Source organism: Paenibacillus artemisiicola, assembly GCF_017652985.1.
Lineage (GTDB): Bacteria > Bacillota > Bacilli > Paenibacillales > Paenibacillaceae > Paenibacillus_Z > Paenibacillus_Z artemisiicola.
Genome location: NZ_JAGGDJ010000020.1, coordinates 22564 through 47444, shown reverse-complemented (window position 1 = coordinate 47444; position 24881 = coordinate 22564). Strand labels below are relative to the sequence as shown.

Here is a 24881-nt window from a genome sequence, read left to right as displayed (position 1 = left end):
CGCGTTCAAAGCACGCGGGAGCGTCGGACGAGCTTATTCGATTACGTTTTCGAAAGCGTTATCATAGAAGCGTCGTCCGATTGTATTTCGATTGTATTTTGATTGCGCGGCGTTCTATCGGCTTCTGGAACAGTTACTTGTTTTTCTTATTTTCAATCATGTATAATGAATGCAAGTGACGGTGTGCGGCAAATTTTTGAAAAAGTGTAACGCCGAGGGGCGGCGTTCGACAGCACTAGTTATTGATTACATGCAGCGACGTTCCCGAGCGAGGAACGGGCGGCCGTGTAATTTGAGTTCGGAAAATATATATCGCGATGAAACAAAGTGTCTTCTTCGCTATTTTTTGATTAATGGCGGACGAGGTACACCTTATTTCGTACTACGATTAGGAGGATTGAATTCACTTGTCTAAGAAGAACATCCAGGATAAGCTGCTTATTTTTGCCCTTGGCGGCGTCGGTGAAATCGGTAAAAACATGTACGTCATTCAATACGCGAACGATATCGTCGTGGTGGACGCGGGTCTCAAGTTCCCGGAAGAAGATATGCTCGGAATCGATATTGTCATTCCCGACATTACGTACTTGACGGAAAACCGCGACAAAGTCAGAGGCATTCTCATTACCCACGGCCACGAAGACCATATCGGCGGTTTGCCTTACGTGCTCAAGCATCTGAACGTGCCGATTTACGCGACCAAGCTGACGCTCGGTCTCATCGAGGGCAAATTGAAGGAAGCGGGCCTGCTCGGCGAAACGAAACGCATTTTGATCAATGCCGACAGCGAAGTGCAGCTCGGCGCGATCAAGGCGTCCTTCTTCAAAACGAATCACAGCATTCCCGACTCGGTCGGCGTCTGCTTGGATACGCCAGAGGGCTCGGTCGTACATACGGGCGACTTCAAGTTCGACCATACGCCGGTCAACAATCAATACGCCGATCTGCAGCGGATCGCCGATATCGGACGCCGCGGGGTATTGGCGCTCTTGTCGGACAGCACAAACGCGGAGCGCGCGGGCTTCACGCCTTCGGAGAGCATGATCGGCTCCGAGCTGGAAGATATTTTCCGCAAAGCGACGCAGCGCGTCGTCGTCGCGACGTTCGCGTCCAACGTGCACCGGATCCAGCAGGTCGTGAACGCCGCCGTCGCGACGAAGCGCAAAATCGCCGTCGTCGGCCGCAGCATGGTCAACGTCGTAACGATCGCGTCGGAGCTCGGGTACTTGAACATTCCGGAAGGCACGATCATCGAGCCGGAAGAGATCAATAAAATGGCGGCGGACCGCGTCGCCGTGCTGTCCACGGGCAGCCAAGGCGAGCCGATGTCCGCGCTGACGCGCATGGCTCGTTCCACGCATCGGAAGGTCGACATTATGCCGGGCGATACGGTCATCATCGCGGCGACGCCGATTCCGGGCAACGAGCGGTACGTCGGCCGTACGGTCGACGAGCTGTTCCGCTTGGGCGCGCACGTCATTTACGGACCGGGCTCCGTCTCCGGCGTTCACGTTTCCGGCCACGGCAGCCAGGAAGAGCTGAAACTGATGCTCAATTTGATTCGTCCGAAGTATTTTATTCCGATTCACGGCGAATACCGGATGCTCCGCCAGCACGCGCACCTCGGCGAAGCGGTCGGCGTCGAACGGGAAAATATCTTCATCATCGATAACGGCGATACGGTGGAATTCCAAGGCGGCACGGCGCGCAAAGGCAGCAAAGTGCCCGCGGGCAACGTGCTGATCGACGGCCTCGGCGTCGGCGACGTCGGCAATATCGTCCTTCGCGACCGCAAGCTCTTGTCGCAGGACGGCATCTTGGTCGTCGTGGTTACGCTGAGCAAGCAGGACGGCGCGATTCTGTCCGGTCCGGACATCATCTCCCGCGGCTTCGTCTACGTGCGAGAGTCGGAGGGATTGTTGGAAGAAGCGAACCGGATCGTTACCTCGACGCTGCATAAGCTGATGAACGATAAAGTCAACGAATGGGCGTCCCTGAAGACGAACGTGAAGGACGCGCTCGGCCGTTTCTTGTACGAGCAGACGCGCCGCCGTCCGATGATTTTGCCGATTATTATGGAAGTATAAGCACGGCGCATGCCATAGAATAACTAGAAACGACGGTCTTCGGCGGAGCGATAAGCTTCGGCCGGAGGCCGTTTTTTTATTCTCGGGGATCCGTATAAATCCGCAAGGGGATTCCATACTATGCAGAGCCAGCCATGGCAAAGCCTAGCATGACATCGAGGAGGACAGGCAATGTGGGAGGAAACATTCAAGTCGGAGCAGCCGGAGCCGCCGGCAGCCAAGCCGCCGATCGGCAATCCGGTCGTCGAAACGATCCAGCAGCTGGGCCAAACGGCGACGCCGGCAGCGGAATCCAATATTTTTTGCATGACGATCATCGGACAGGTGGAGGGACATATCGTTCTGCCGCCGCAAAATAAGACGACGAAGTACGAGCATCTCATTCCGCAGCTGGTCGCGGCGGAGCAAAATCCGAAAATCGAAGGCATCATGATCGTTCTGAACACGGTCGGGGGCGACGTGGAAGCCGGTCTGGCTATCGCGGAAATGATCTCGTCGCTGACGAAGCCGACGGTGACGCTCGTGCTAGGCGGCGGCCACTCCATCGGCGTGCCGATCGCCGTAGCCGGCAATACGTCCTTCATCGCCGAGACGGCTACCATGACGATTCATCCGATTCGGCTGAACGGCCTTGTGATCGGCGTGCCGCAGACGTTCGAATATTTGGAGAAGATGCAGGAGCGGGTCGTCCGGTTCGTGACGTCGCACTCCAATGTCACGGAAGAAGTATTCAAGGAGCTCATGTTCAAGACCGGCGAGTTGACGCGAGACATCGGCACGACGGTCATCGGCACCGACGCGGTCAAGCATGGGCTGATCGACCAGGTCGGCGGGATCGGCCAGGCCCTGCGCCGATTGAACCAACTGATCGATGCGAGACGCCAATCGGCCGGCGCACCGGTGCTTGGAGGGCTGACGCAATGACGATTTATTCGGTCATGCCGCTCGAGCTCGTGCTCGACGGAATCCGCCAGCAGCCGGGGCCCTATCTGACCGTTCAAGCCGGCGACGTCCGGCTGCAAATCGAAGCCGTCGCGCCCGGCATCGGGCGCATCGTTCGCCTGACGGACGGTCCGCTGGACGCGTATTTGCGCCCCGAGCTGACGCCCGGGACGCTCGTCGCGTACGGCGCGACAACCTCGTAACCAGGCTCCGCGCTGGATAATAGTAACACATCGCACCCTGCTCCTATGGTATAATAGCTGACAGAGGTGACGATTTTGGCTAAGAAAAAGAAAAAGAGAAAACACTCAGTCGGGACGAGCCTTAAATACGAAGTATACGGGATTTTGCTGATCACCGTATCCGTCATCGCGCTATCCGGAGAAGCGACCGTCGGCCGCGCACTATCGAAATTATTCGGACTTGTATTAGGCAAGTTCTATTTTGTTTTGGCGCTGGTCGGCATCTATGTCGGTTTGGCCGTCATGATCAAGCGGGCCTGGCCTTCGGGCTGGTCCAGCCGCAAGACGGGCGTGCTGCTGGTCGTGCTCGCCTGCACGCTTTGGAGCTCGATCGCCGTCATGGATCAGAAGACGGAGCCGACGGGCGGATTAACCGCTTCGTACATCCTGTCGCAGCTCGGCAGCGACATTCGGGGCTCGCTCATGGACGCTCCGGCGGATTCGCAAGGAGCCGGCGTCACGTATTCGGCAAGCGGCGGATATGCCGGCGCGATCCAGTATACGCTCCTCTATTGGTTATTCGGTTATTTCGGCGCGAAGTTTATCATGATCGTCATGTTCGCGATTTCCGTCATGCTGATGACGGGCAAGTCGTACGTCGATCTGCTTCGCGCCGCTCGCGTCAGAGGAGGACGCTTCCTGTCCCTGCTGCGCATGAAAATCGTCTCGCGGCGCCAGCCGGCGACGGCAGGAGCAGCGTCATCCAAAGGTGCCGGCAAAGCCGTGCAGCTGGACGACCTGGACGATGAAGACGACGATGACGCATACGCGGCGGCCATGAGCGCGCGGACCAAAAGGAAGCGTTCGCCGATCTTCTCGTGGTTCAACGACGTGTCGAAGCAGGAGGGCGGCCACGAGCCCGGCGATCAAGAATGGCAGCTGGAGGACGAGCATGATGCCGCGAGCGGTATCGGCGGCAAATCCACCGCCAGGAAAGCCGTCTGGCAGGACGACGAAGAGGACGACGATTGGCGCTCGCCCGTGCTGGAAGGCGGGGGCGCGATCGAAGAGCCGTCCGTGCCGGCGCAGCCATGGAATCCGCCGCCGGCGGAGCCCGCGCGTCCGGCTGCGGAATCGCTGCCCTACGATTCGGACGAGCCGCTCGAGGACGACGAAGAGGTCGCCGACGTTCGCGAGGCCGACCGTTCCGACGACGATTTTCCGGAAGAATCGCCGGCTCATCCTCCACGCAGCCCGGCGATCGCTTCGCCGGACGAGGAGGAGGAGCCCGATGCGGCAGGCAGCATCGTGAAGCCGCCGTCGGAGAAGCCGTATTTGCTGCCGTCGCTGGCGCTGCTGCAGAAGCCGAACGGCGGCGGGAAGGCGGGCGAAGCCGCGGATTCGATCGAGTCGCGGCGCAAGCTGGAGGCGACGCTCGAGAGCTTCGGCGTCCGCGCGAAAGTGCTGGACGTCGTGCGGGGCCCGGCGGTGACGCGCTACGAGGTGCAGCCGGCCACCGGCGTGAAGGTCAGCCGGATCGTCGGTTTGACGGACGATATCGCGTTGGCGCTCGCCGCGAAGGATATTCGGATGGAAGCGCCGATTCCCGGCAAATCGGCCATCGGGATCGAAGTGCCGAATACGGAAGTATCCGTCGTCACGATGCGCGAGGTCATGGAGACGCCATCGTTCCAGAACGCGACGTCCAAGATGTCCATCGCGTTCGGGCGGGATATTTCCGGGCAGCCGATCGTCGGGAATTTGGCCAAAATGCCCCATTTGCTCGTCGCGGGCGCGACGGGTTCGGGGAAATCGGTCTGCATTAACGGCATCATCACGAGCATTTTGTACAAAGCGCGGCCGGATGAAGTAAAGCTGCTCATGATCGACCCGAAGATGGTCGAATTGAACGTCTACAACGGCATTCCGCATTTGCTCGCGCCCGTCGTGACGGATCCGCGCAGGGCATCGCTCGCGCTGAAGAAAATCGTCGTCGAGATGGAGAAGCGCTACGAACTGTTTTCCAAGTCGGGCACTCGCAACATCGAAGGCTACAACACGCTGATGGCCGATAATCCGGCCGCGGTGCTGCCGTACATCGTGGTCATCGTGGACGAGCTCGCCGATCTCATGATGGTGGCGGCGAACGACGTGGAAGACGCGATTTGCCGGCTGGCGCAGATGGCCCGCGCATCGGGCATCCACCTGATCATTGCGACGCAGCGGCCTTCGGTCGATGTCATTACGGGCGTCATTAAAGCCAACATTCCGTCGCGGATCGCCTTCGGCGTCTCGTCCCAGGTCGACTCGCGTACCATCATCGACATGGCGGGCGCGGAGAAGCTGCTCGGCCGCGGCGACATGCTGTTCCTGCCCGTAGGCATGTCCAAGCCGATTCGCGTGCAAGGGGCGTTTCTGTCCGATCAGGAAGTCGAGGCCATCGTGACGTACGCGCGGGGCCAAGGCGAGGCGGAGTACAAGGAAGACCTCGTTCCGGAAGTGGAAGATACGGCGGCGGAAGGAGAGGAAATGCTGGACGAGCTGTACGACCAGGCCGTCCGCATCGTGCTGGAGGCGAAGCAGGCGTCGGTCTCGCTGCTGCAGCGGCGCATGCGCATCGGCTATACGCGCGCCGCGAGGCTGATCGACCAGATGGAGGCGCGGAGCGTCGTCGGTCCTTACGAAGGCAGTAAGCCGCGGGAAGTTTTGCTGTCGATCGATCAATACGACGCCGGCCGAATCAGTTCATAATTCGGCATCATGCATAGTTGTTCCCTCGATTTCTCATAATAGGAATATGCTTCGGCTTGCTTTGCGAAAACATTTGCAAGAGAAAGGCAGATTCCAAGATGAGAAATCGTTTAATTACGGTGACCATCGTCATCGTCCTTCTGTTGTTCGGGGCATTCTCGCTTAAGAACGCCCACTTCGGCAAATCGGCGGAAACGTTCAGCAGCGCTACCCTCAAGGTCGGATCGTCGGGCAAAGACGTCAAAGAGCTGCAGGGACGGCTGAAATTCCTCGGTTATTTCGACGGCAAGGTAGACGGGGTGTTCGGCTCCTCCACGAAAAACGCCGTTACCTGGTTTCAATGGAAATTCGGGCTTAAGTCCGACGGCGTCGTCGGCGCCAAGACGAAGCTGAAGCTGTGGGAGGCGACCAAGAATTGGGCGCCCTCGGAGGCGGACACGGCCGAAAGCGGCGGTGGCAACGCGGGAGCGGGAGCCGGCGGCAATCAAAGCGACAACGCAGGGTCGGACGTCACGAAATCCAACTCGCTCGGATTGTCCGCGAACGATCTGAAGCTGATGGCGAACGCCGTGTATGGCGAGTCCCGCGGCGAGCCCTATATCGGGCAGGTCGCGGTGGCGGCGGTTATCCTGAACCGGGTGAAATCGCCGAGCTTCCCGAATACGGTGTCCGGCGTGATCTTCCAGCCAGGCGCGTTCACGGCGGTCGCCGACGGCCAGATTTGGCTGACCCCGAACGAGAAAGCGGCTCAGGCCGTTCAGGACGCGCTGAACGGCATGGATCCGACGGGCGGCTGCCTCTACTATTTTAACCCCGAGACGGCGACGTCCAAGTGGATCTGGACCCGTCCGCAGGTCAAAACCATCGGAAAACACATTTTCTGCATGTAGAGTCGGCTGAAGCAGCCCGCACGAAGACGCGGGTTGCTTCTTCCTTTTCGCATCGGGTAGAATGGAATAGATCTCTGAGAATTGGAATAGATTGGCTTTATACCACTTGAGCGGAAGGGGACGTGAGGCGTGAGCAACTCGCCATTTCAACGAGGACAGCTGAACCGAATTCGACTGCATGTATTGCCGACGCAGCGTTTCAAAACCTTTTCAATCTCCCTATACGCGGGTTTGCCGCTTCATGAATCGACGGTCACTTCGGCCGCGCTGATTCCTTTCGTGCTGCGCAGAGGCACCGCTTCCACGCCGGAAACGATCGCGTTCCGCGAACGGCTCGACGACCTGTACGGCGCCGGCTTCGGTTTCGACGTCTACAAGCGCGGGGATTCGCAGATCGTGCAATTCCGCATGGACGTCATCAATGACCGCTTCGTGTCGTCCGACCGGCCGCTGCTCGCGGCATCGCTCCAATTGCTCGGCGAAGTGGTCACGGACCCCGTCACGGATAACGGCGTCCTGCGTCCCAAATACGTCGAGGCGGAGAAGGACACCCTGCGCAAGCGGCTCGAAGCGATCATTAACGATAAAATCCGGTATGCGGCCGAGCGCTGCCTGGAAGTGATGTGCGCGGATGAACCGTACAGGCTGCACCCGCTCGGGCGGATGGAGGACATCGACGCGATCACGCCGGCATCCGTGACGAAAGCGTATCGGGATTGGTTGGCGACGGCGGCGTTCGATTTGTACGTCGTCGGCGATACGACGTTGGACGAGGTGAAAGCGCTGGTCGCGGAAGCCTTCCGCCACAACGCGGGCGAGCCGGCCGACTACGGCGTCTCCTCGGCAAGCAAGCCGGTGAAGGAAGTCCAGAACGTCGTCGAACGGATGGACGTGACCCAAGGCAAGTTGAACTTGGGGCTGCGAATCAATACGGGATACGGCGACGACGACTATCCGGCAGCGCTGATGTATAACGGCATTTTAGGCGGCTATCCGCACTCCAAGCTGTTTCTCAACGTTCGCGAGAAAGCCAGCTTGGCCTATTACGCGGCTTCGCGGCTTGATGGACATAAAGGCATTTGCACGATTCAATCCGGCATCGAAATCGGCAACTATGAGAAGGCCAAGACGATCATTCAGGAGCAGCTGGAGCAAATGCGCAGCGGCTCGTACAGCGAGTTGGAAATGAGCCAGACGAAGGCGATGATCGCCAATCATTTGCGCGAATTGCAGGATTCCGCGAACGAGATGATCGGGTTCGACTTCAACGCCGTCCTGTCGAAGCGCGAGCGTTCGGCGATGCAGCTGCTGCAGGAAGTACAGGCGGTCACGCCGGAACAGATCGCGGCCGTCGCGCGCAAAGCCGAGCTCGACACGATCTATTTCCTGCGCGACAATAAGGAGGGCTGAAGCCAATGGAAACGTTAGCCTACCCGGGCGTTCAAGAGACGTTATACCGCGAAGTCATGCCAAACGGGCTCGAGGTCGTCGTGCTTCCGAAGGAAGGCTTCAGCAAAACGTACGCGACCTTCTCGACGAAATACGGATCCGTCGACAACCGGTTCGCGGTCGGCGATCAAGAACCGGTCTCGGTTCCCGACGGCATCGCGCATTTCCTGGAACATAAAATGTTCGAGGAGCCGACGGGCGATATTTTTGCAACCTTTGCGTCCCAAGGCGCGTCTGCTAATGCGTTCACCAGTTTCGACCGCACCGTCTATTTGTTTTCGGCGACGGAGCAGATCGAAGCGAATTTGGAGACGCTGATCGATTTCGTGCAGCATCCTTACTTCACGGACGAGAACGTCCAGAAGGAAAAGGGCATCATCGAGCAAGAGATCAACATGTACCGCGACAACGCGGACTGGCGCGTGTACTTCGGCGTGATCGACGCGCTGTACCATAAGCACCCGATCCACATCGACATCGCCGGCACGGTGGAGTCCATCTATCAGATCGACAAAGAAACGCTTTATCGCTGCTACGAAACGTTTTACCATCCGTCCAACATGTTTCTGTTCGTCGTCGGCGGCGTGAAACCCGAAGCGGTCATGAAGCTCGTACGCGACAATCAGGCGCGCAAGCCGTTCGAGCGGCAGGACGAGATTACCCGCTACTTCGATCCCGAGCCGGATACCGTGAAAATTCCGCTCAAGAAGACGACGCTCCCCGTCTCCATGCCGAAGGTCATGATCGGCTTCAAGGAGCGCGGCGGTGCGTCCGATCCGGAGGAGCTGCTGCGCACGGAACTGACGACGAAGCTTATGCTCGAAGCGCTGCTCGGGTCCAGCTCGCCGATTTATCACGCGCTGTACGACGACACGCTGATCACGGATTCGTTCGGCCATGAATTCAACAGCAGCGAGGACTACGCGTTCTCCGTCGTCGGCGGGGAATCTCGCGATCCCGACGAGCTGCTGCGCAGGCTGCGCCAAGCGATCGAAGCCGCGCAGGCGAAAGGGCTCGACGTCGATGCGTTCGAACGTACGAAACGTAAAAAAATCGGCGGTTACTTGCGCATGCTGAACTCCCCCGAAGCGATTGCAAGCGAATTTACGCGTTACCGTTTCCGCGGGGCGGATTTGTTCAAGCTGCTGCCGGTCTATGAAAGCATCACGCTCGACGAAGCCAACGCGCGTCTGCGCAGCCACTTCAACTGGGACCGGATGGCGGTATCGATCGTAGCCAAGGAAGAAGCTTGAAAACGTTAAAGGAAATGACCGTTCTCGTGACCGGGGGAAGCCGCGGCATCGGCGCCGCAATCGCGCGCCGATTCGCGGTGGAGAACATGAACGTCGTCATTCACTACAATCAGGCGCATGAGGCTGCGAACGAGACCGCTCGCAGCTGCATGCGGCTCGGGGCGGCCAACGTGCTGACCGTATCCGCGGACGTCCGTTCGCGGGAACAGCTGCTGCGGATGCGCGAGAAGCTGGAGCAGCGCGGCATGGTGCCCGATATCGTCGTGAATAACGCGGGCGTCGCCCATTACAGCATGCTTGCGGACGTGACCGACGACGATTGGGACGAAGTCATGAACGTGAATTTGAAAGGCATGTTCTTGTGCACGCAGCTGTTCATGCCGGCCATGATCGGGCAGCGTTTCGGCCGGATCATCAACGTATCGTCGATTTGGGGCATATCGGGCGCTTCGTGCGAAGTGCTGTATTCCACCAGCAAAGGCGGCATGAACGCTTTTACTAAAGCGCTTGCCAAAGAGCTCGCGCCGTCGGGCGTAACCGTGAACGCGGTCGCGCCGGGGGCGGTCGATACCGTCATGCTGGACAACCTGGACGCCGCCGAGAAGGTGGCGCTCGAATCCGAAATTCCGGTCGGCCGCTTCGCGCAGCCGGAAGAAATCGCTTCGCTTGTGTACTTTTTGGCATTGCCGGAATCCGCTTATATCACCGGCCAGATCATCAGCCCGAACGGCGGCTGGTTGACCTGACCGGATGGCCTTATCTTCGGAAAAAAATCGGACGACCCGTCCGGTGAAGAATAAATGTCGCTCCTTGCGCGAACAATACGGTTGTTGCTGATCAACAGCCAACACGCAAAGGAGGAAGTTCATCAATGGCAACAGTCCTTTCTAACTTCGGTACCTGGAAAGAGTTTTTATCTGACCGCGTCGAGCAAGCAAAAAGCATGGGGTTGAACGAAGACACGATTTCCAACCTCGCTTACGAGATCGGCTCCTTCCTGGATGAGAAGGTCGATCCGAAGAACGAAGAGCAGCGTACGCTCAAGCAATTGTGGGATGTCGGCGATGAATCGGAACGCAAAACGATCGCAGGCTTGATGGTCAAGCTCGTCCAACATTCGTAAACGCCCACGAGAAAAGCCTCCCCAGCGGAGGCTTTTCTGTAATGTTCGCTGCCTGTTGCAGGAATTTGACGAATATTGTAGAATAAACTTTTTAAAGCATAAATATTCATAGCTCGAACGCGCTACAGCGGACGGGTTTGCTCTCATATCGATAAGAAGCTTCCGAAGAACTTCATCCTTTCAGCAGAGGTGCCTCCGATGGAATTCAAACAATGGTACATGGAATATAAAATACATAAGAATCGCCCCGGCCTCCTCGGCGACATCGCGTCGCTGCTCGGGATGCTCGAAGTCAACATTTTGACGATCAACGGGGTCGAGAACCGCACCCGCGGCATGCTGCTGCAGACGAACGACGACGAGAAGATCGAAATCCTCGGACGCATGCTGCAGAAGGTCGACAATATCACGGTGCTCAAGCTTCGCGAGCCCAAACTGGTCGATATTTTAGCCGTCCGGCACGGGCGTTACATCGAACGAGACTCCGACGACCGCAAAACGTTCCGCTTCACGCGCGACGAGCTCGGCCTGCTGGTTGACTTTTTGGGCGAGGTGTTTAAAAGAGAAGGAAATCAGGTCATCGGCCTGCGGGGCATGCCGCGCGTCGGCAAGACGGAATCCATCATCGCCGGCAGCGTCTGTTCGAACAAGCGATGGACGTTCGTGTCCTCGACGCTCCTGCGCCAGACGGTCCGCAGCCAGCTGTCCGAAGAGGAAATGACGCCGAACAATATTTTTATTATCGACGGGATCGTAAGCACCATTCGTTCCAATGAAAAGCATCATGCGCTCCTTCAGGAAATCATGGCGATGCCTTCGACGAAAGTCATCGAGCATCCCGATATTTTCGTAAGAGAGTCGGCATTCGAATACAGCGACTTCGATTATATCATCGAGCTTCGCAATACGCCGGACGAAGAAATTTCGTACGAATCGTTAACGATGGGCTTTAATGATTTTTAATACCGGTGAGCCAATAATGATAAGGAGGTGTGGTCATGTCGGATTTGGGCGCATTGCTCAAGAAAGCGAGGGAACAGAGAAGCCTGTCCTTGGACGATATTCAGGACTTGACGAAAATCCGCAAGCGTTATCTTGAAGCCATCGAGGAAGGCAATTACAGCGTGCTTCCCGGTTCCTTCTATGTACGCGCATTCGTGAAAAACTATGCCGAATCCGTCGGACTGGACGCGGAGGAAGTGCTGCGTCTCTATAATAAGGAAATTCCGTCGAGCGTACCGGAGCAGCCGGTGATCGAGCCCGTTCAGCGGCCGCGCCGGTCCGGCGGCCAGTCGCATACGTCCGACCGCATAAGCCGATGGGGCTTTCGGGCGCTCATGTGGTCGTTTCTGCTGCTGATCATCGTGCTCGTCTATATCTTCGCCATTAAGCAGCCAAGCAAAGAGAACGTGGATTCGGCGGATCAGACGAAGATGACCGACGAGACGACGCCTCCGCCTACGAATCCGGAAAAGGGTTCGGGGAACAACGGGGGCAACGCGACGACGGGCGGCGGATCGACGAACGGAGGCGGGGCTTCGAACGGTAGCGGGACGAACGGCACGGGTACGGATTCGGCCACGCCGCCGGATCAACAGTCGGAGGGCGAGACGACTCCGCCGCCGACGGCACCGACGACGACGCTGACGCTCGATCGGACGTCGGGCACGACGGATTATTATAACGTTTCTCCCGGGGGAACGCATAAGATCGAAATGAAGTCGACCGGGCATGCATGGGTCGGGATATACGAGATGAGCAAGCCGGGCAAGAAGGGTAAGACTGTATTTGACAAAATGATGGAAAACGGCGACACGGCGTCTTACGATGCCGACGGCCCGATTTATATCTCGCTGGGCAGAGCCGATTTTATCGACGTTACGATCGATGGCGTATTAATCGAGGACGGCAACAAATCCGGCGGTTCCCGCAAGCTTTTGCTTACCCCCGTGGAAGACGGCTCCGCCGGCACCGGAACGGGCACGGACGGCGCGACCGGGGCGGGCGACGCGGCGAACGCGGGAACGACGCCATGACGTTCGCGACAACGAAGGCATCCGGACTGTAGGCATTATGGTCCCGGGTGCCTTTTCTTGCGGAGCGGGATACGCTATAATACGTGACAAGAAAAGGAAAGACAAAGGAGCTGCAGCGCAATGGCGGAACATTCATTCGATATCGTGTCGAAAGTCGATATGCAGGAATTGAGCAACGCGATCACGCAAGCGGAGCGGGAGATCGACACCCGGTTCGACTTTAAAGGAACGAAAACGAGCTTCACGCTGGAGAAGACCGACTTGGTCGTCGTTTCGGACGACGAATACAAGCTGAAGAACGTCATCGACATTTTGCAATCCAAAATGATGAAGCGCGGCGTTCCGATCAAAAACATGGAATTCGGCAAAGTCGAGGCGGCTTCGATGGGAACCGTCCGGCAAAAAGTCAAGCTAAAGCAGGGCATCGAACAGGATAGCTCCAAAAAAATCAACACGCTGATCCGCGATTCCAAAATCAAAGTGAAAAGCCAGATTCAAGGCGATTCCATCCGGGTAACCGGCAAGAGCCTAGACGATCTTCAGGCGATCATCGCGCTGCTGCGGGGCGCCGATCTGCAAATCGACCTGCAATTTACGAACTATAAATAAGGACGGCAAGCGCCGTTACCGTACATAGGCGAGGTCCCGTTTTGCCGCTGAAATCGCGGCCTTTCGGGGCTTTTTCCTGTTTTGACACTGCATAGGCCATGTATTATACTGGGTAAGATAGCTTTTCGGAGGGGTTTGGGGGACACATCGATGACTGAAAGAGTGAAAGTGGTAACGTTGGGATGCGAGAAAAACCTCGTCGATTCCGAGATCATGTCGGGGTTGATCGATGCCAGAGGCTACCATTTGGTGGACCAGGCAGACGATGCGACCGTCATCATCGTCAATACGTGCGGATTTATCGACGCCGCCAAGGAAGAATCCGTGAATACCATTTTGGACATGGCGGAGCTGAAGCAGACCGGAAGGTTGAAAGCGCTCATCGTGTCGGGCTGCCTGACGCAGCGCTACAAGCAGCAGCTCATGGACGAGATGCCTGAAATTGACGGCATCGTCGGAACGGGCGATTTCCACCATATCACCGATATCGTCGACGAAGCGCTGCACGGCAAACGGCCGGTCAAAGTCGGCAATCCGGCGTTCGACTACGATCAGAAGCTGCCGCGGCTCGTCACGACGCCGCGCTATACGGCGTTCGTCAAAATCGCGGAGGGCTGCGATAACGCTTGCACGTTCTGCTCGATTCCGATTATGCGCGGCAAGTTCCGCAGCCGTTCGATCGAATCGATCGTGGACGAAGTGCGGCAGCTCGCGAACCAAGGCGTCAAGGAAGTCAGCCTGATCGCGCAGGATTCCACGAACTACGGCACGGATTTGTACGACAAGTTCATGTTGCCGGAGCTGCTCAACCGCGTCAGCGAAGTGGAAGGCATCGCCTGGGTGCGCCTGCATTACGCTTATCCGGGGTTCTTCTCGGACGAGTTGATCGAGACGATCGCGTCCAACCCGAAGGTGTGCAACTATATCGACATGCCGCTGCAGCACAGCGAAGATTCCATCCTGAAGCGCATGCGCCGTCCGGGCCGCCAACGCGATACGCGTGAGCTTGTCTCCCGCATTCGCGCGCAGATTCCTGACGTGGCGCTGCGCACGTCGATCATCGTCGGGTTCCCCGGCGAGACCGAGGAGGATTTCGATCGCCTGTGCGATTTCGTCCGCGAGATGAAGTTCGACCGGCTCGGGGTCTTCACGTATTCGCCGGAGGAGGACACGCCGGCCGTTCGCCTGCCGAACGCCGTGCCGGACGACGTCAAGGAATGGCGTTCCAATACGCTGATGGAAATCCAGCGCCAAGTGTCGAAGGATTTGAGCGGCAAGTACATCGGCCAGGAAATCGACGTGCTTGTCGAACGTTACGACGGTCGCAGCGACGTATACGTCGGCCGTTCGCCTTACGACGCTCCGGAAATCGACGGCGAAGTGTTTATTTCGAACTGCAAGGCCGCGATCGGCGAAATTCAAAAGGTGCGGATCACGCACGCTTACGAATTTGACATGTCCGGGGAGGGGCTCTAAGTGAATTTGGCCAACCGCATTACGCTCGCACGCATCTTCTTGGTGCCGATCATTATGGTGCTGCTGCTCATCAACGTCGATTTGAAGCCGCTCTCGTTCGACGGTTCCGATTTTTCCATTACATGGAATCAAATCCTGGCTACGCTCGTATTCATAGTAGCGGCGAGCACGGACGGTCTCGACGGCTACATCGCGCGCAAGAACAAAATCGTCACCAACCTCGGCAAGCTGCTCGATCCGCTGGCGGATAAGCTGCTCGTCGCGGCGGTACTGATCTCCCTCGTGGAGATGGAGAAACTGCATGCCTGGATCGCCATCGTCATCATCAGCCGCGAGTTCGCGGTGACGGGATTGCGGCAGATCGCGCTGCTCGAGGGCACGGTAGTGGCGGCGAGCAAATGGGGCAAGTGGAAGACGGCGGTGCAGATCACGATGATCATCGCGCTGCTGCTCAACAACTTTCCGTTCGCCTTCCTCGACTTTCCGTTCGATCAGATTTCGATCTACGCGGCGGCGATCATTACGGTATACTCGGGCATCGACTACTTCGTCAAAAACAAAAACCTCATACCGCTTACCGCATAGTTCGACAGTCGGGCATCACTTCTTCGCCATTCATGGAAGAGTGATGCTTTTCTTCTCTTGCGTTCCGGTTCAGTTCGCCCATACTATACATACGAAGTGGAGATGTTTACATGCGCGCAGAAATCATCGCGGTCGGCACGGAGCTATTGCTCGGCCAAACCGTCAACACGAACGCGACGTACTTGTCGCAAGGGCTCGCGGAACTGGGAATCGACGTTTATTTTCAAACCGTCGTGGGCGATAACGCCGCCCGCATCCGCCAAGCGATCGAATTGGCGCGTGCCCGCGCGGATCTGATTCTGTTTACCGGGGGCTTAGGCCCGACGATGGACGACTTGACGAAGGACGCGCTGGCCGAATATTTGGGCCGTGCCATCGAAGAGCATAAGCCGAGCATGGATAAAATCGAGGCGATGTTCGCCTCGCGCGGCATTCATATGGTCGAAAGCAACCGCAGGCAAGCGAACCTGATCGAGGGCAGCGAGCCGCTGCACAACGAAGCGGGGCTGGCGGTCGGCAACGCGTTTACGGCCGACGGCACGCATTACGTGCTGCTGCCCGGGCCGCCGCGCGAGATGAAGCCCATGTTCGACGGCCCGGCGAAAGCTTGGCTGCGCACCGTCATGAACGAGGAACGGCGCCTGTATTCGCGGCTCTTGAAATTCGCCGGCATCGGCGAGTCCAGCTTGGAGAACGCGCTCATCGACTTGATCGAGAACCAGACGGATCCGTCGATCGCGCCGTACGCCAAGGAAGGCGAGGTGGCGATCCGGCTGTCGACGAAAGCGATGAGCGAGCTCGAGGCGAACGGCAGGCTGGATGAGACGGAGAAGGCGATCCGCGAGCGCGTCGGGCAGCATCTCTACGCCAGGGAGGACATCACGTTGGAAGAAGCGGTCATTCGCTTGCTGCGGGCGTCCAGACGCACCTTGGCGAGCGCGGAGAGCCTTACGGGCGGGCTGCTGGCTCAGCTCATTACCCGGATTCCCGGAAGCAGCGGCGAGTTTACGGGCGGCGTCGTGACGTATACGAACTTAATGAAGCATCGCCTGCTCAGCATTCCGCTGTCGCAGTTGGAAGGTCCCGGCGCGCCTGGAGCCGTCAGCGAGTCGACGGCCGCGCTGATGGCCGAACGGGCGCGGGAGCTGGCAGAGAGCGACTTCGGCGTCTCGCTCACCGGCGTCGCGGGACCGTCGGAGTCCGAGGGCAAACCGGTTGGCCTCGTTTATTTCGGCCTCGCCGAACGGGGAAAGCAGACGAAAGTGTTCACGGCGACGCTGAACGGCAACCGCGAGATGATCCGCGTCCGCGCCGCCAAATCGCTGCTGTACCGGTTATGGCAGGCTTTGTCCGACCGCGAAGATGCCTAGCGGATCGTGTAAAATTAAAGCTTGCCAACCCGATAGGGATCGACTATAATCGACTCTAGACGGAAGAACCGTGGCGAAGATTACTTTGCTGCGGTTTTTTTTATGCGCTCTATTGGCCAATAGAGAAATAGGAATATATGTTCGTAAAAACTCTTGTCAAAGCAGTTAAAACAAGGTATCATGAGAATATAAATCATGAAGGATGTGAGTTCGTTGGCGGATCGTAAAGCTGCGCTTGAAATGGCTCTGCGTCAAATAGAGAAGCAATTTGGTAAAGGCTCCATAATGAAACTTGGTGAATCGACCCACATGCAAGTCGAGACCGTATCCAGCGGCTCGCTCGCGTTAGATATTGCCCTTGGCATCGGCGGTTTCCCTAGAGGCCGGGTTATCGAAGTGTACGGACCGGAATCCTCCGGTAAAACGACCGTAGCGCTTCATGCGATCGCGGAAGTTCAACGCGCGGGCGGACAAGCCGCATTCATCGATGCGGAACATGCGTTGGATCCTTCCTATGCCAATAAACTCGGCGTCAACATCGACGAATTGCTGCTCTCCCAGCCGGACACGGGCGAGCAAGCGCTCGAAATCGCCGAAGCGCTCGTTCGCAGCGGCGCGGTCGATATCGTCGTCGTCGACTCCGTCGCGGCGCTCGTGCCGAAAGCGGAAATCGAAGGCGACATGGGGGATTCCCACGTCGGCCTGCAGGCGCGTCTGATGTCGCAGGCGCTTCGGAAGCTTTCCGGCGCGATCAGCAAGTCGAAGACGATCGCGATCTTCATCAACCAGTTGCGCGAGAAAGTCGGCGTCATGTTCGGTAACCCCGAGACGACACCGGGCGGCCGCGCGCTTAAGTTCTATTCGACGGTTCGCCTCGACGTCCGCCGCATCGAATCGATCAAGCAAGGCAACGACGTGGTCGGTAACCGTACGCGCATCAAGGTCGTGAAGAATAAAGTCGCGCCTCCGTTCAAGCAAGCGGAGATCGATATCATGTACGGCGAAGGCATCTCGAAGGAAGGCAGCATCGTCGATATCGGCGTCGAACACGATATTATTCAGAAGAGCGGCGCCTGGTTCTCCTTCAACGGCGAGCGCCTCGGTCAAGGCCGCGAGAACGCGAAGCAATTCTTGAAGGAACGCGCGGATATCTCCTCCGTCATTGAGAAACAAATCCGCGATGCCAGCAACGTGGCGGCCGCAACGGCGAACGCCGCCGCGTTCAGCGAAGACGAGGAAGACGAAGAGCTGGAACTCGAGCTCGAATAAAGCATAAGCGAGCCTATACGATTCGAGAAGCACCTTTGACGAGGTGCTTCTTTGTTTAGGAGAGAGAGGTGTGGATCTTATTCTTACGATCACAAGCGTCGAACAAGACAAGAAGAAAAAGCAGCGGTATCATCTGTTTGTCAATGATGCCCGGGACCCGTTCACGAGCGTGCACGAAGACCTGCTCATCAAATTTCGGCTGTTCAAAGGCCGGGAGATCGATGCCGACGAATTGAAGCAGATTCTGCACGAGGACAGCGAGCATCGGGCGTACGTCTTGGCGCTTGCTTACTTAGGAGCGAGGCAGAGGACGGAGAAGGAAATCGTCCGCTATCTGGCCAAGAAAGAGCTGGAGGAGGGGGCTGTCCGCAAAGCGCTCGAACGGCTGAAACGCGAAGGGCTGGTGAACGATTCGGCGTATGCCGAGCTGTACGCCGCCCAGCGGATGCGGTCGCAATCGAAGGGGAGACGTCTCCTGCAGCAGGAGCTGCTGCAGCGCGGCATCAAGCGCGATACCGCCAAGGAGGCCGCGTCTAAGCTGAACGAAGAATCGGAGACGGAGATCGCCGTGAACGCCGCGATCAAGAAATGGCCGCATCTGAAGGGCGAGGAGCGGGAACGGAAGCATAAACTGGCCGCGTTTCTGCTGCGCAGAGGATTCCCTTCGGGCGCCGTCCGAGAGGCGGTCAAAGCGGCCGCGCAGAGCGAACTCGAGGACGAAGATGGGCATATGCTTGACAATTGATTTTCACAACAGATAAAATGAATTTGTATTCTTTCATCCAGAATCGATTTTCCTTCCAAAAATTGATTCGAAACCATTATTTTCGCCAAATTAAGTGTGAAAGCTAAAAACCGGCTGGAAAAAACCAAATACTGTCCCAAGCGTTTGCTTTGGTGAACAACGAGGAGGTGAGATAATGCCAGTATGGGCAACTATCCTGATCGCTCTCGTTGTTGGTGCAATTTTCTTTGGTGTCGGTTATTTTATTCGAAAATCGATCGCCGAGGCCAAAATTTCCAGTGCCGAGCAAGCCGCAAGCCAAATCGTAGATAATGCGAGGAAAGACGCGGAGGCGCTGAAGAAAGAAACGGTTCTCGAGGCGAAAGATGAAGTCCACAAGCTCCGTACCGAAGCTGAGAGAGACATTCGCGATCGTCGCAATGAGGTACAGCGTCTTGAAAGACGACTGATTCAGAAAGAGGAGTCGTTGGATAAAAAAATAGAAGCGCTGGAACGCAAAGAAGAACAAGTAGCCAACAAAGAGAAGCGGATCGAAGAAACGCAAGAGCAGATCGATTCACTCTACAAGCAGCAGCTACAAGAGCTGGAGCGCATTTCGAACCTGACGATGGAGGAAGCCAAGCAAGTCATTCTGACCAACGTCGAGCAAGAGGTTCGCCATGAAACGGCGCAAATGATCAAAGAGATCGAGCAGCAAGCGAAGGAAGAAGCTGACAAAAAAGCTCGCGATATTATCTCGCTGGCCATCCAACGCTGCGCGGCCGATCACGTAGCCGAAACGACGGTATCCGTCGTCGCGCTGCCGAACGAAGAAATGAAGGGTCGCATCATCGGCCGCGAAGGCCGCAACATCCGCGCACTGGAAACGTTGACCGGTATCGATCTCATCATCGACGATACACCGGAAGCGGTCATATTGTCCGGTTTCGATCCGATCCGCCGCGAAATTGCCCGGACATCCCTCGAGAAGCTCGTCGCGGACGGACGCATCCATCCTGCGCGCATCGAGGAAATGGTCGAGAAATCTCGCAAGGAAGTGGACGAACGCATCCGCGAATACGGAGAGCAGGCGACGTATGAAGTCGGCGTACACGGTTTGCACCCGGATTTGATCAAGATTTTGGGCCGTTTGAAATACCGTACGAGCTATGGGCAGAACGTGCTGAAGCACTCCATGGAAGTCGCGTATTTGACCGGTCTGATGGCAGCGGAGCTGGGCGAGGACATCACGCTTGCAAGAAGAGCCGGATTGCTGCATGACATCGGCAAAGCGCTGGATCATGAAGTGGAAGGTTCTCACGTCGAGATCGGCGTCGAGCTGGCGAAGAAGTACAAAGAACATCCGATCGTCATCAACAGCATTGCCTCCCACCACGGCGATTGCGAAGCGACTTCGGTCATCGCCATGCTGGTCGGGGCCGCGGATGCGCTGTCGGCCGCTAGACCGGGTGCAAGAAGAGAGACGCTCGAGACGTACATCAAGCGGCTGGAGAAGCTGGAAAACATTTCGGAATCGTTCGACGGCGTAGAGAAATCGTACGCGATCCAAGCCGGACGCGAGGTTCGCGTCATGGTGCAGCCGGAGAAAATCGACGATACCGAGGCATTCCGCCTGGCGCGCGACATTACGAAGAAGATCGAGAACGAGCTCGATTATCCGGGGCATATTAAAGTAACGGTCATTCGCGAAACGCGGGCCGTCGAATATGCCAAATAACCGCATAGCAGATTGAACCGGAAAAGTGGCTGCCTGTCAGCCACTTTTCCGGTTTATGACAGAAAGGTAAGGAACGACATGAACGTATTGTTTATCGGCGACATCGTAGGCAACGTCGGGCGCGCGGCCGTCAAGAAGGTGCTGCCCGCGCTCAAAACGAAATACGCCCCGCACATCATCATCGCGAACGGCGAAAACGCCGCTGCCGGCCGAGGGATCACCGCGCCGATCGTCAAGGAACTGCTGGACGCCGGCGTGCATGGCATCACAATGGGCAATCATACGTGGGACAACAAAGATATTTTCGAATGGATCGACGATCAGCCGCGGATCGTCCGGCCGGCGAATTTTGCGCCGGAGGCGCCCGGGCAGGGAGCGACGCTTATTAAAGCGAACGGAAAAGAGCTGGCGATCATCAACCTGCAGGGCCGGACGTTCCTTCCCCCGATCGATTGCCCGTTCCGCAAAGCGGACGAGCTGATCGAGCAGTTCGCGCAAAAGACGAAAAACATCCTGGTCGATTTCCACGCGGAAGCGACGTCGGAGAAGATCGCGATGGGCTGGCATTTGGACGGCAAAGCTTCGATCGTGGTCGGCACGCATACCCATGTGCAGACGAACGACGACCGGGTGCTGCCGAACGGAACGGCGTACATTACGGACGTCGGGATGGCGGGTTCCATGGAAGGCGTGCTCGGCATGGAACGCGGCCCCGTCCTGCATAAGTTTCTGACCCAGCTGCCCGCTCGGTTCGTCGTCGACGAAGGCGACTGGCATTTGCACGCGGTTGCGGTCGAGATCGACGATGCGACCGGCAAAGCGAAGAAAATTCAAAAAATCCGGCTGACGGAAACGGAATGGCTGCTCATGTAGCAGCCATTTTTTGTGTTGTGCGCGAGCTCGCCATGGCGTCGGACATGTGCTTGTTTAGCTTCGCGCGTTTCGGGCTAATAGTAACGAGGAAGGACACGAGAGGGCCATAAGCGTCCGATGCGGAACATCTTGCTCTATGAAAAATTCTTGCAATTCAGAAGATTTAGCAAACATAGCATCAAGAAAGAAGGAATTTTTTCGCCTCTCTCGAATACTATCTGAATAGCGGTATTCATCCATCATTCCCGAGGAGGTCACTTTCCATGGATGTCTTAAAAGTTTCAGCAAAGTCTAATCCAAATTCTGTTGCAGGAGCGCTTGCCGGCGTTTTGCGTGAACGCGGAGCGGCTGAATTGCAAGCTATCGGGGCTGGTGCGTTGAATCAAGCTGTCAAGGCGGTCGCGATCGCAAGAGGCTTCGTAGCCCCGAGCGGCGTGGACCTGATCTGTATTCCGGCATTCACGGATATTGTCATCGACGGCGAAGATCGTACGGCGATCAAGCTCATTGTAGAACCCAGATAAAGCCGGAGTCCGGGCCTTTCATGTTAGAGACTTGACCTGTTTACGACGTAGGCAGTTTTTTTTGCATTGTCTTTTTAACTATTTAGGAGTCCAAAAACCGTAAACGGAAGGAAGATGGCGATGGAACCCGTTCGTAAAGCCGATTTTCATTGCGACGTCATTTGGAAGCTGCTGGAGGACCCGACGCTCTCGTTCGAGCGGGACGACCAAGGCAAGCTGGACGTGACGCTTCCCCGCTTGAAGCAGGCAGGCTCGACGTTTCAAACATTCGCGCTCTATATCCCGGACCGGATGGAGAAAACGATGGTGCCCCTCCTGCAAAGCGTGGATCTCTTCTACCGCAAGGTGCTCGCTTTGCCGGAGATGGCGTTTATCCGCACGGCAGGGGACGTGGCGGCGCTCCGGCGGAATCCGGGGACGATCGGAGCCATGCTGTCGCTCGAAGGCGCAGACGGCCTGCAGGGGGACCTGGCGATGCTGCGTATCCTGTTCGCGCTCGGCGTACGGGCGGCCGGCCTCACCTGGAACAACGCCAACTGGGGAGCGGACGGCGTCCTTGAGCCGCGCGGCGGCGGATTGACAAAAAAAGGCCGAGCCTTCGTAGAAGAATGTAATAGATTGGGTATACTAGTGGATGTATCGCATCTGAGCGACCGCGCCTTCTGGGATGTGCTGCAGCTGTCGGGGAAGCCGGTCATCGCCTCCCATTCCAACTGCCGCAGCCTTTGCCCGCATCCGCGCAATCTGACGGACGAGCAAATCAAAGCGCTGCTCGCCGCCGGCGGGCTGATCGGCGTGACGTTCGTTCCGCAATTCGTGTCTTCGACGCGCGCGCCAGCCGGAATTGCTGACGTGCTGCGTCACGTAGAACGGATTTGCGAGTTTGGCGGCGAGCGCCAGCTGATGTTCGGCTCGGATTTCGACGGGATCGACCAGTACGTTCGCGAACTGACGCATCCGGGCGAGCTTCACCGGCTGCAGGATGCGCTGTCGGCGAACTACTCCGATGCGCTGGTCGGCGCGTTCTTCGAATCGAACGCGATGACGTTTTTGGCAACGCATCTGCCGCAATGAACGATTCCATTTATTTCAATCTCGCAGCGGTATGGGTATAATCGAAAAGAACTATTCGAAAAAAAGCGGGAACAGCTTGCATTTTAGTACTTAGAGACATAAAATTTATTTGATTATAAGCTAGAATCCATTTACCAATTTTTAATGTTGTCGAAAATATTGCAGGTTCATTCAAAGAGGAGATGGGCATTTTGATCAGTCAATTGTCTTGGAAAATCGGGGGGCAGCAAGGGGAGGGCGTAGAAAGTACCGACCGTATTTTCTCGACGGCGCTTAACCGGCTTGGCTATTATTTGTACGGCTACCGCCACTTTTCGTCGCGGATCAAGGGCGGCCACACGAACAACAAAATCCGGATCAGCACGACGCCGAAGCTTGCCATTTCGGACGATCTCGATATTTTGGTCGCGTTCGACCAAGAAAGCATCGATTTGAACGCCCATGAGCTGCGTACCGGCGGCGTTGTCGTAGCCGACGCCAAGTTCAACCCGGTTCTTCCGGACGGGATCAATGCTCGTCTATTTCCCGTGCCTATCACGTCGATCGCCGAGGAGCTCGGCACGTCGCTGATGAAAAACATGGTCGCGTCCGGCGCATCCTGGGCGCTGCTCGGCCTGCCGATCGACGTATTCAATAAAGCCGTCGAAGAAGAGTTCGGGCGCAAGGGTCCGGCCATCGTCGAGAAAAACATCGAGGCGGTCAAACGCGGCGCGGATTTCGTGCTCGAGCTCGCGGGCGGACCGCTGGAAGAATTCCAGCTCGAGCCTGCCGACGGCAAGCAGAAGCTGTTCATGATCGGCAACGAAGCGATCGGCCTCGGCGCGCTGGCCGGAGGCTGCCGCCTCATGTCCGCGTATCCGATTACGCCGGCGTCCGAAATCATGGAGTACTTGATCAAGAAGCTTCCGAAATTCGGCGGCACCGTCGTGCAGACGGAAGACGAAATCGCCGCGGTGACGATGGCGATCGGCGCCAACTATGCCGGCGTGCGCACGATGACCGCGTCCGCCGGTCCCGGCCTGTCGCTGATGATGGAAGCGATCGGCCTCGCGGGCATGACGGAAACCCCGCTCGTCATCGTGGATACGCAGCGCGGCGGTCCGTCCACGGGCTTGCCGACGAAGCAGGAGCAGTCCGACTTGAACGCGATGGTGTACGGCACGCATGGCGAAATTCCGAAGATCGTCATCGCGCCCGCGTCGCTCGAAGACTGCTTCTATGACACGATCGAATCGTTCAACCTATCGGAAGAATACCAAGTTCCGGTCATCCTGATGACGGACCTCCAGCTGTCGCTCGGCAAGCAGTCCTGCGAGCAGCTGGATTTGAATAGAGTGCCGATCAGCCGCGGCAAGCTCGTGCGCGAGCTGCCGGAGCTCCAGCCGAACGAGCTCTTCAAGCGCTACGAGCTGACGGAGGACGGCGTCTCCCCGCGGGTCATCCCGGGCGACAAATTCGGCTTGCACCACGTAACGGGCGTCGAACACGACGAAACGGGACGTCCGTCGGAAAGCGCGGTAAACCGCAAGAACATGATGGATAAACGCCTGAGCAAGCTGAACGGCCTGCACATTCGCGATGCCGTTCGCGCGGACGCTCCGCATGCGGAAGCCGATCTCCTGATCATCGGTATGGGCTCGACGGGCGGCACGATCGACGAGGCGCGCGCGCGCATGGAAGCGGACGGCCTGAAAACGAACCACCTGACCATCCGCCAGATCCATCCGTTCCCGGCGGATCTGGTCGAGCCATACTTGAGCGCGGCAGCGAAGGTCGTCGTACTGGAGAACAACGCGACGGGCCAACTGGCCGACCAAGTGAAGCTGCATGCCGGCCACGCCGATAAAATCAAAAGCGTCCTGAAATACGATGGCAATCCGTTTCTGCCTTCCGAAGTGCACAAAGCATGCAAGGAGTTGGTCTAAG

General features: G+C 57.3%; 22 protein-coding genes. All 22 read left to right on the top strand.

The features are described 5' to 3' along the window. Nucleotides 1–407 precede the first annotated feature (407 nt). The gene (locus I8J29_RS20470) at nucleotides 408–2087 is read left to right on the top strand and encodes a ribonuclease J (protein ID WP_208849357.1); all 1680 of its coding nucleotides are present in this window, start codon (nucleotides 408–410) and stop codon (nucleotides 2085–2087) included. A gap of 171 nt (nucleotides 2088–2258) precedes the next feature. Continuing rightward, nucleotides 2259–3011 (top strand): ClpP family protease, encoded by a 753-nt coding sequence (locus I8J29_RS20465; protein ID WP_090637529.1) that lies wholly within the window; start codon nucleotides 2259–2261, stop codon nucleotides 3009–3011. Continuing rightward, entirely contained in the window at nucleotides 3008–3232 is a 225-nt protein-coding gene (locus I8J29_RS20460; RefSeq protein WP_090637527.1) for a YlzJ-like family protein, read from the top strand. The genes I8J29_RS20465 and I8J29_RS20460 overlap by 4 nt, the downstream gene beginning before the upstream one ends. A 75-nt stretch (nucleotides 3233–3307) precedes the next feature. Continuing rightward, on the top strand, nucleotides 3308–5962 hold the full coding sequence (locus tag I8J29_RS20455; protein ID WP_208849356.1) for an FtsK/SpoIIIE family DNA translocase: 2655 nt from the start codon (nucleotides 3308–3310) through the stop codon (nucleotides 5960–5962). Nucleotides 5963–6060: 98 nt separating this feature from the next. Continuing rightward, nucleotides 6061–6852: a spore cortex-lytic enzyme gene (gene sleB / locus I8J29_RS20450; protein ID WP_208849355.1), complete on the top strand. Its 792-nt coding sequence runs from the start codon at nucleotides 6061–6063 to the stop codon at nucleotides 6850–6852. 129 nt (nucleotides 6853–6981) lie between these two features. Beyond that, nucleotides 6982–8262: an EF-P 5-aminopentanol modification-associated protein YfmF gene (gene yfmF, locus I8J29_RS20445; RefSeq protein WP_208849354.1), complete on the top strand. Its 1281-nt coding sequence runs from the start codon at nucleotides 6982–6984 to the stop codon at nucleotides 8260–8262. Nucleotides 8263–8267: 5 nt separating this feature from the next. Beyond that, the gene (yfmH, locus tag I8J29_RS20440; protein WP_208849353.1) at nucleotides 8268–9554 is read left to right on the top strand and encodes an EF-P 5-aminopentanol modification-associated protein YfmH; all 1287 of its coding nucleotides are present in this window, start codon (nucleotides 8268–8270) and stop codon (nucleotides 9552–9554) included. A 14-nt stretch (nucleotides 9555–9568) separates the two neighbouring features. Further along, entirely contained in the window at nucleotides 9569–10300 is a 732-nt protein-coding gene (gene ymfI / locus I8J29_RS20435) for an elongation factor P 5-aminopentanone reductase (protein WP_208849391.1), read from the top strand. Nucleotides 10301–10425: 125 nt separating this feature from the next. Then, nucleotides 10426–10677, top strand: a complete 252-nt coding sequence (locus I8J29_RS20430; RefSeq protein WP_090637513.1) for a DUF3243 domain-containing protein — start codon at nucleotides 10426–10428, stop codon at nucleotides 10675–10677. 198 nt (nucleotides 10678–10875) lie between these two features. Further along, nucleotides 10876–11640, top strand: coding sequence for a DUF3388 domain-containing protein (locus I8J29_RS20425; protein ID WP_208849352.1), 765 nt, complete (start codon nucleotides 10876–10878; stop codon nucleotides 11638–11640). Between the two features lie 35 nt (nucleotides 11641–11675). Beyond that, a complete protein-coding gene (locus tag I8J29_RS20420) occupies nucleotides 11676–12713 on the top strand; it encodes a helix-turn-helix domain-containing protein (RefSeq protein ID WP_208849351.1) in 1038 nt (345 codons plus the stop codon). 120 nt (nucleotides 12714–12833) lie between these two features. Then, nucleotides 12834–13322, top strand: a complete 489-nt coding sequence (locus I8J29_RS20415; protein WP_208849350.1) for a YajQ family cyclic di-GMP-binding protein — start codon at nucleotides 12834–12836, stop codon at nucleotides 13320–13322. A 150-nt stretch (nucleotides 13323–13472) separates the two neighbouring features. Continuing rightward, a complete protein-coding gene (rimO, locus tag I8J29_RS20410) occupies nucleotides 13473–14798 on the top strand; it encodes a 30S ribosomal protein S12 methylthiotransferase RimO (RefSeq protein ID WP_208849349.1) in 1326 nt (441 codons plus the stop codon). Then, on the top strand, nucleotides 14799–15383 hold the full coding sequence (pgsA, locus tag I8J29_RS20405) for a CDP-diacylglycerol--glycerol-3-phosphate 3-phosphatidyltransferase (protein WP_208849348.1): 585 nt from the start codon (nucleotides 14799–14801) through the stop codon (nucleotides 15381–15383). Nucleotides 15384–15493: 110 nt separating this feature from the next. After that, nucleotides 15494–16753 (top strand): competence/damage-inducible protein A, encoded by a 1260-nt coding sequence (locus I8J29_RS20400; RefSeq protein WP_208849347.1) that lies wholly within the window; start codon nucleotides 15494–15496, stop codon nucleotides 16751–16753. A 213-nt stretch (nucleotides 16754–16966) separates the two neighbouring features. Beyond that, a complete protein-coding gene (gene recA, locus I8J29_RS20395) occupies nucleotides 16967–18022 on the top strand; it encodes a recombinase RecA (RefSeq protein WP_208849346.1) in 1056 nt (351 codons plus the stop codon). A gap of 70 nt (nucleotides 18023–18092) precedes the next feature. Further along, nucleotides 18093–18767, top strand: coding sequence for a RecX family transcriptional regulator (locus I8J29_RS20390; protein ID WP_208849345.1), 675 nt, complete (start codon nucleotides 18093–18095; stop codon nucleotides 18765–18767). A gap of 175 nt (nucleotides 18768–18942) precedes the next feature. Further along, on the top strand, nucleotides 18943–20484 hold the full coding sequence (gene rny / locus I8J29_RS20385; protein WP_090637497.1) for a ribonuclease Y: 1542 nt from the start codon (nucleotides 18943–18945) through the stop codon (nucleotides 20482–20484). Between the two features lie 78 nt (nucleotides 20485–20562). Further along, nucleotides 20563–21357, top strand: a complete 795-nt coding sequence (locus I8J29_RS20380) for a TIGR00282 family metallophosphoesterase (RefSeq protein ID WP_208849344.1) — start codon at nucleotides 20563–20565, stop codon at nucleotides 21355–21357. Nucleotides 21358–21620: 263 nt separating this feature from the next. After that, on the top strand, nucleotides 21621–21881 hold the full coding sequence (locus I8J29_RS20375; protein WP_028597363.1) for a stage V sporulation protein S: 261 nt from the start codon (nucleotides 21621–21623) through the stop codon (nucleotides 21879–21881). Nucleotides 21882–22001: 120 nt separating this feature from the next. Continuing rightward, nucleotides 22002–22955 (top strand): dipeptidase, encoded by a 954-nt coding sequence (locus I8J29_RS20370; protein ID WP_208849343.1) that lies wholly within the window; start codon nucleotides 22002–22004, stop codon nucleotides 22953–22955. Between the two features lie 191 nt (nucleotides 22956–23146). After that, nucleotides 23147–24880, top strand: a complete 1734-nt coding sequence (locus I8J29_RS20365; RefSeq protein WP_208849342.1) for a 2-oxoacid:acceptor oxidoreductase subunit alpha — start codon at nucleotides 23147–23149, stop codon at nucleotides 24878–24880. Nucleotide 24881 lies beyond the last annotated feature (1 nt).

What these genes read in the sequence shown, in the direction of transcription:
- I8J29_RS20425 (WP_208849352.1), top strand. Translation starts at nt 10,876, where the DNA reads ATGGAATTCAAACAATGGTACATGGAATATAAAATACATAAGAATCGC.
- I8J29_RS20380 (WP_208849344.1), top strand. Translation starts at nt 20,563, where the DNA reads ATGAACGTATTGTTTATCGGCGACATCGTAGGCAACGTCGGGCGCGCG.
- yfmH (WP_208849353.1), top strand. Translation starts at nt 8,268, where the DNA reads ATGGAAACGTTAGCCTACCCGGGCGTTCAAGAGACGTTATACCGCGAA.
- I8J29_RS20420 (WP_208849351.1), top strand. Translation starts at nt 11,676, where the DNA reads ATGTCGGATTTGGGCGCATTGCTCAAGAAAGCGAGGGAACAGAGAAGC.
- I8J29_RS20465 (WP_090637529.1), top strand. Translation starts at nt 2,259, where the DNA reads ATGTGGGAGGAAACATTCAAGTCGGAGCAGCCGGAGCCGCCGGCAGCC.
- ymfI (WP_208849391.1), top strand. Translation starts at nt 9,569, where the DNA reads ATGACCGTTCTCGTGACCGGGGGAAGCCGCGGCATCGGCGCCGCAATC.
- I8J29_RS20370 (WP_208849343.1), top strand. Translation starts at nt 22,002, where the DNA reads ATGGAACCCGTTCGTAAAGCCGATTTTCATTGCGACGTCATTTGGAAG.
- I8J29_RS20460 (WP_090637527.1), top strand. Translation starts at nt 3,008, where the DNA reads ATGACGATTTATTCGGTCATGCCGCTCGAGCTCGTGCTCGACGGAATC.
- I8J29_RS20375 (WP_028597363.1), top strand. Translation starts at nt 21,621, where the DNA reads ATGGATGTCTTAAAAGTTTCAGCAAAGTCTAATCCAAATTCTGTTGCA.
- rny (WP_090637497.1), top strand. Translation starts at nt 18,943, where the DNA reads ATGCCAGTATGGGCAACTATCCTGATCGCTCTCGTTGTTGGTGCAATT.
- rimO (WP_208849349.1), top strand. Translation starts at nt 13,473, where the DNA reads ATGACTGAAAGAGTGAAAGTGGTAACGTTGGGATGCGAGAAAAACCTC.
- I8J29_RS20415 (WP_208849350.1), top strand. Translation starts at nt 12,834, where the DNA reads ATGGCGGAACATTCATTCGATATCGTGTCGAAAGTCGATATGCAGGAA.
- sleB (WP_208849355.1), top strand. Translation starts at nt 6,061, where the DNA reads ATGAGAAATCGTTTAATTACGGTGACCATCGTCATCGTCCTTCTGTTG.
- I8J29_RS20430 (WP_090637513.1), top strand. Translation starts at nt 10,426, where the DNA reads ATGGCAACAGTCCTTTCTAACTTCGGTACCTGGAAAGAGTTTTTATCT.
- I8J29_RS20400 (WP_208849347.1), top strand. Translation starts at nt 15,494, where the DNA reads ATGCGCGCAGAAATCATCGCGGTCGGCACGGAGCTATTGCTCGGCCAA.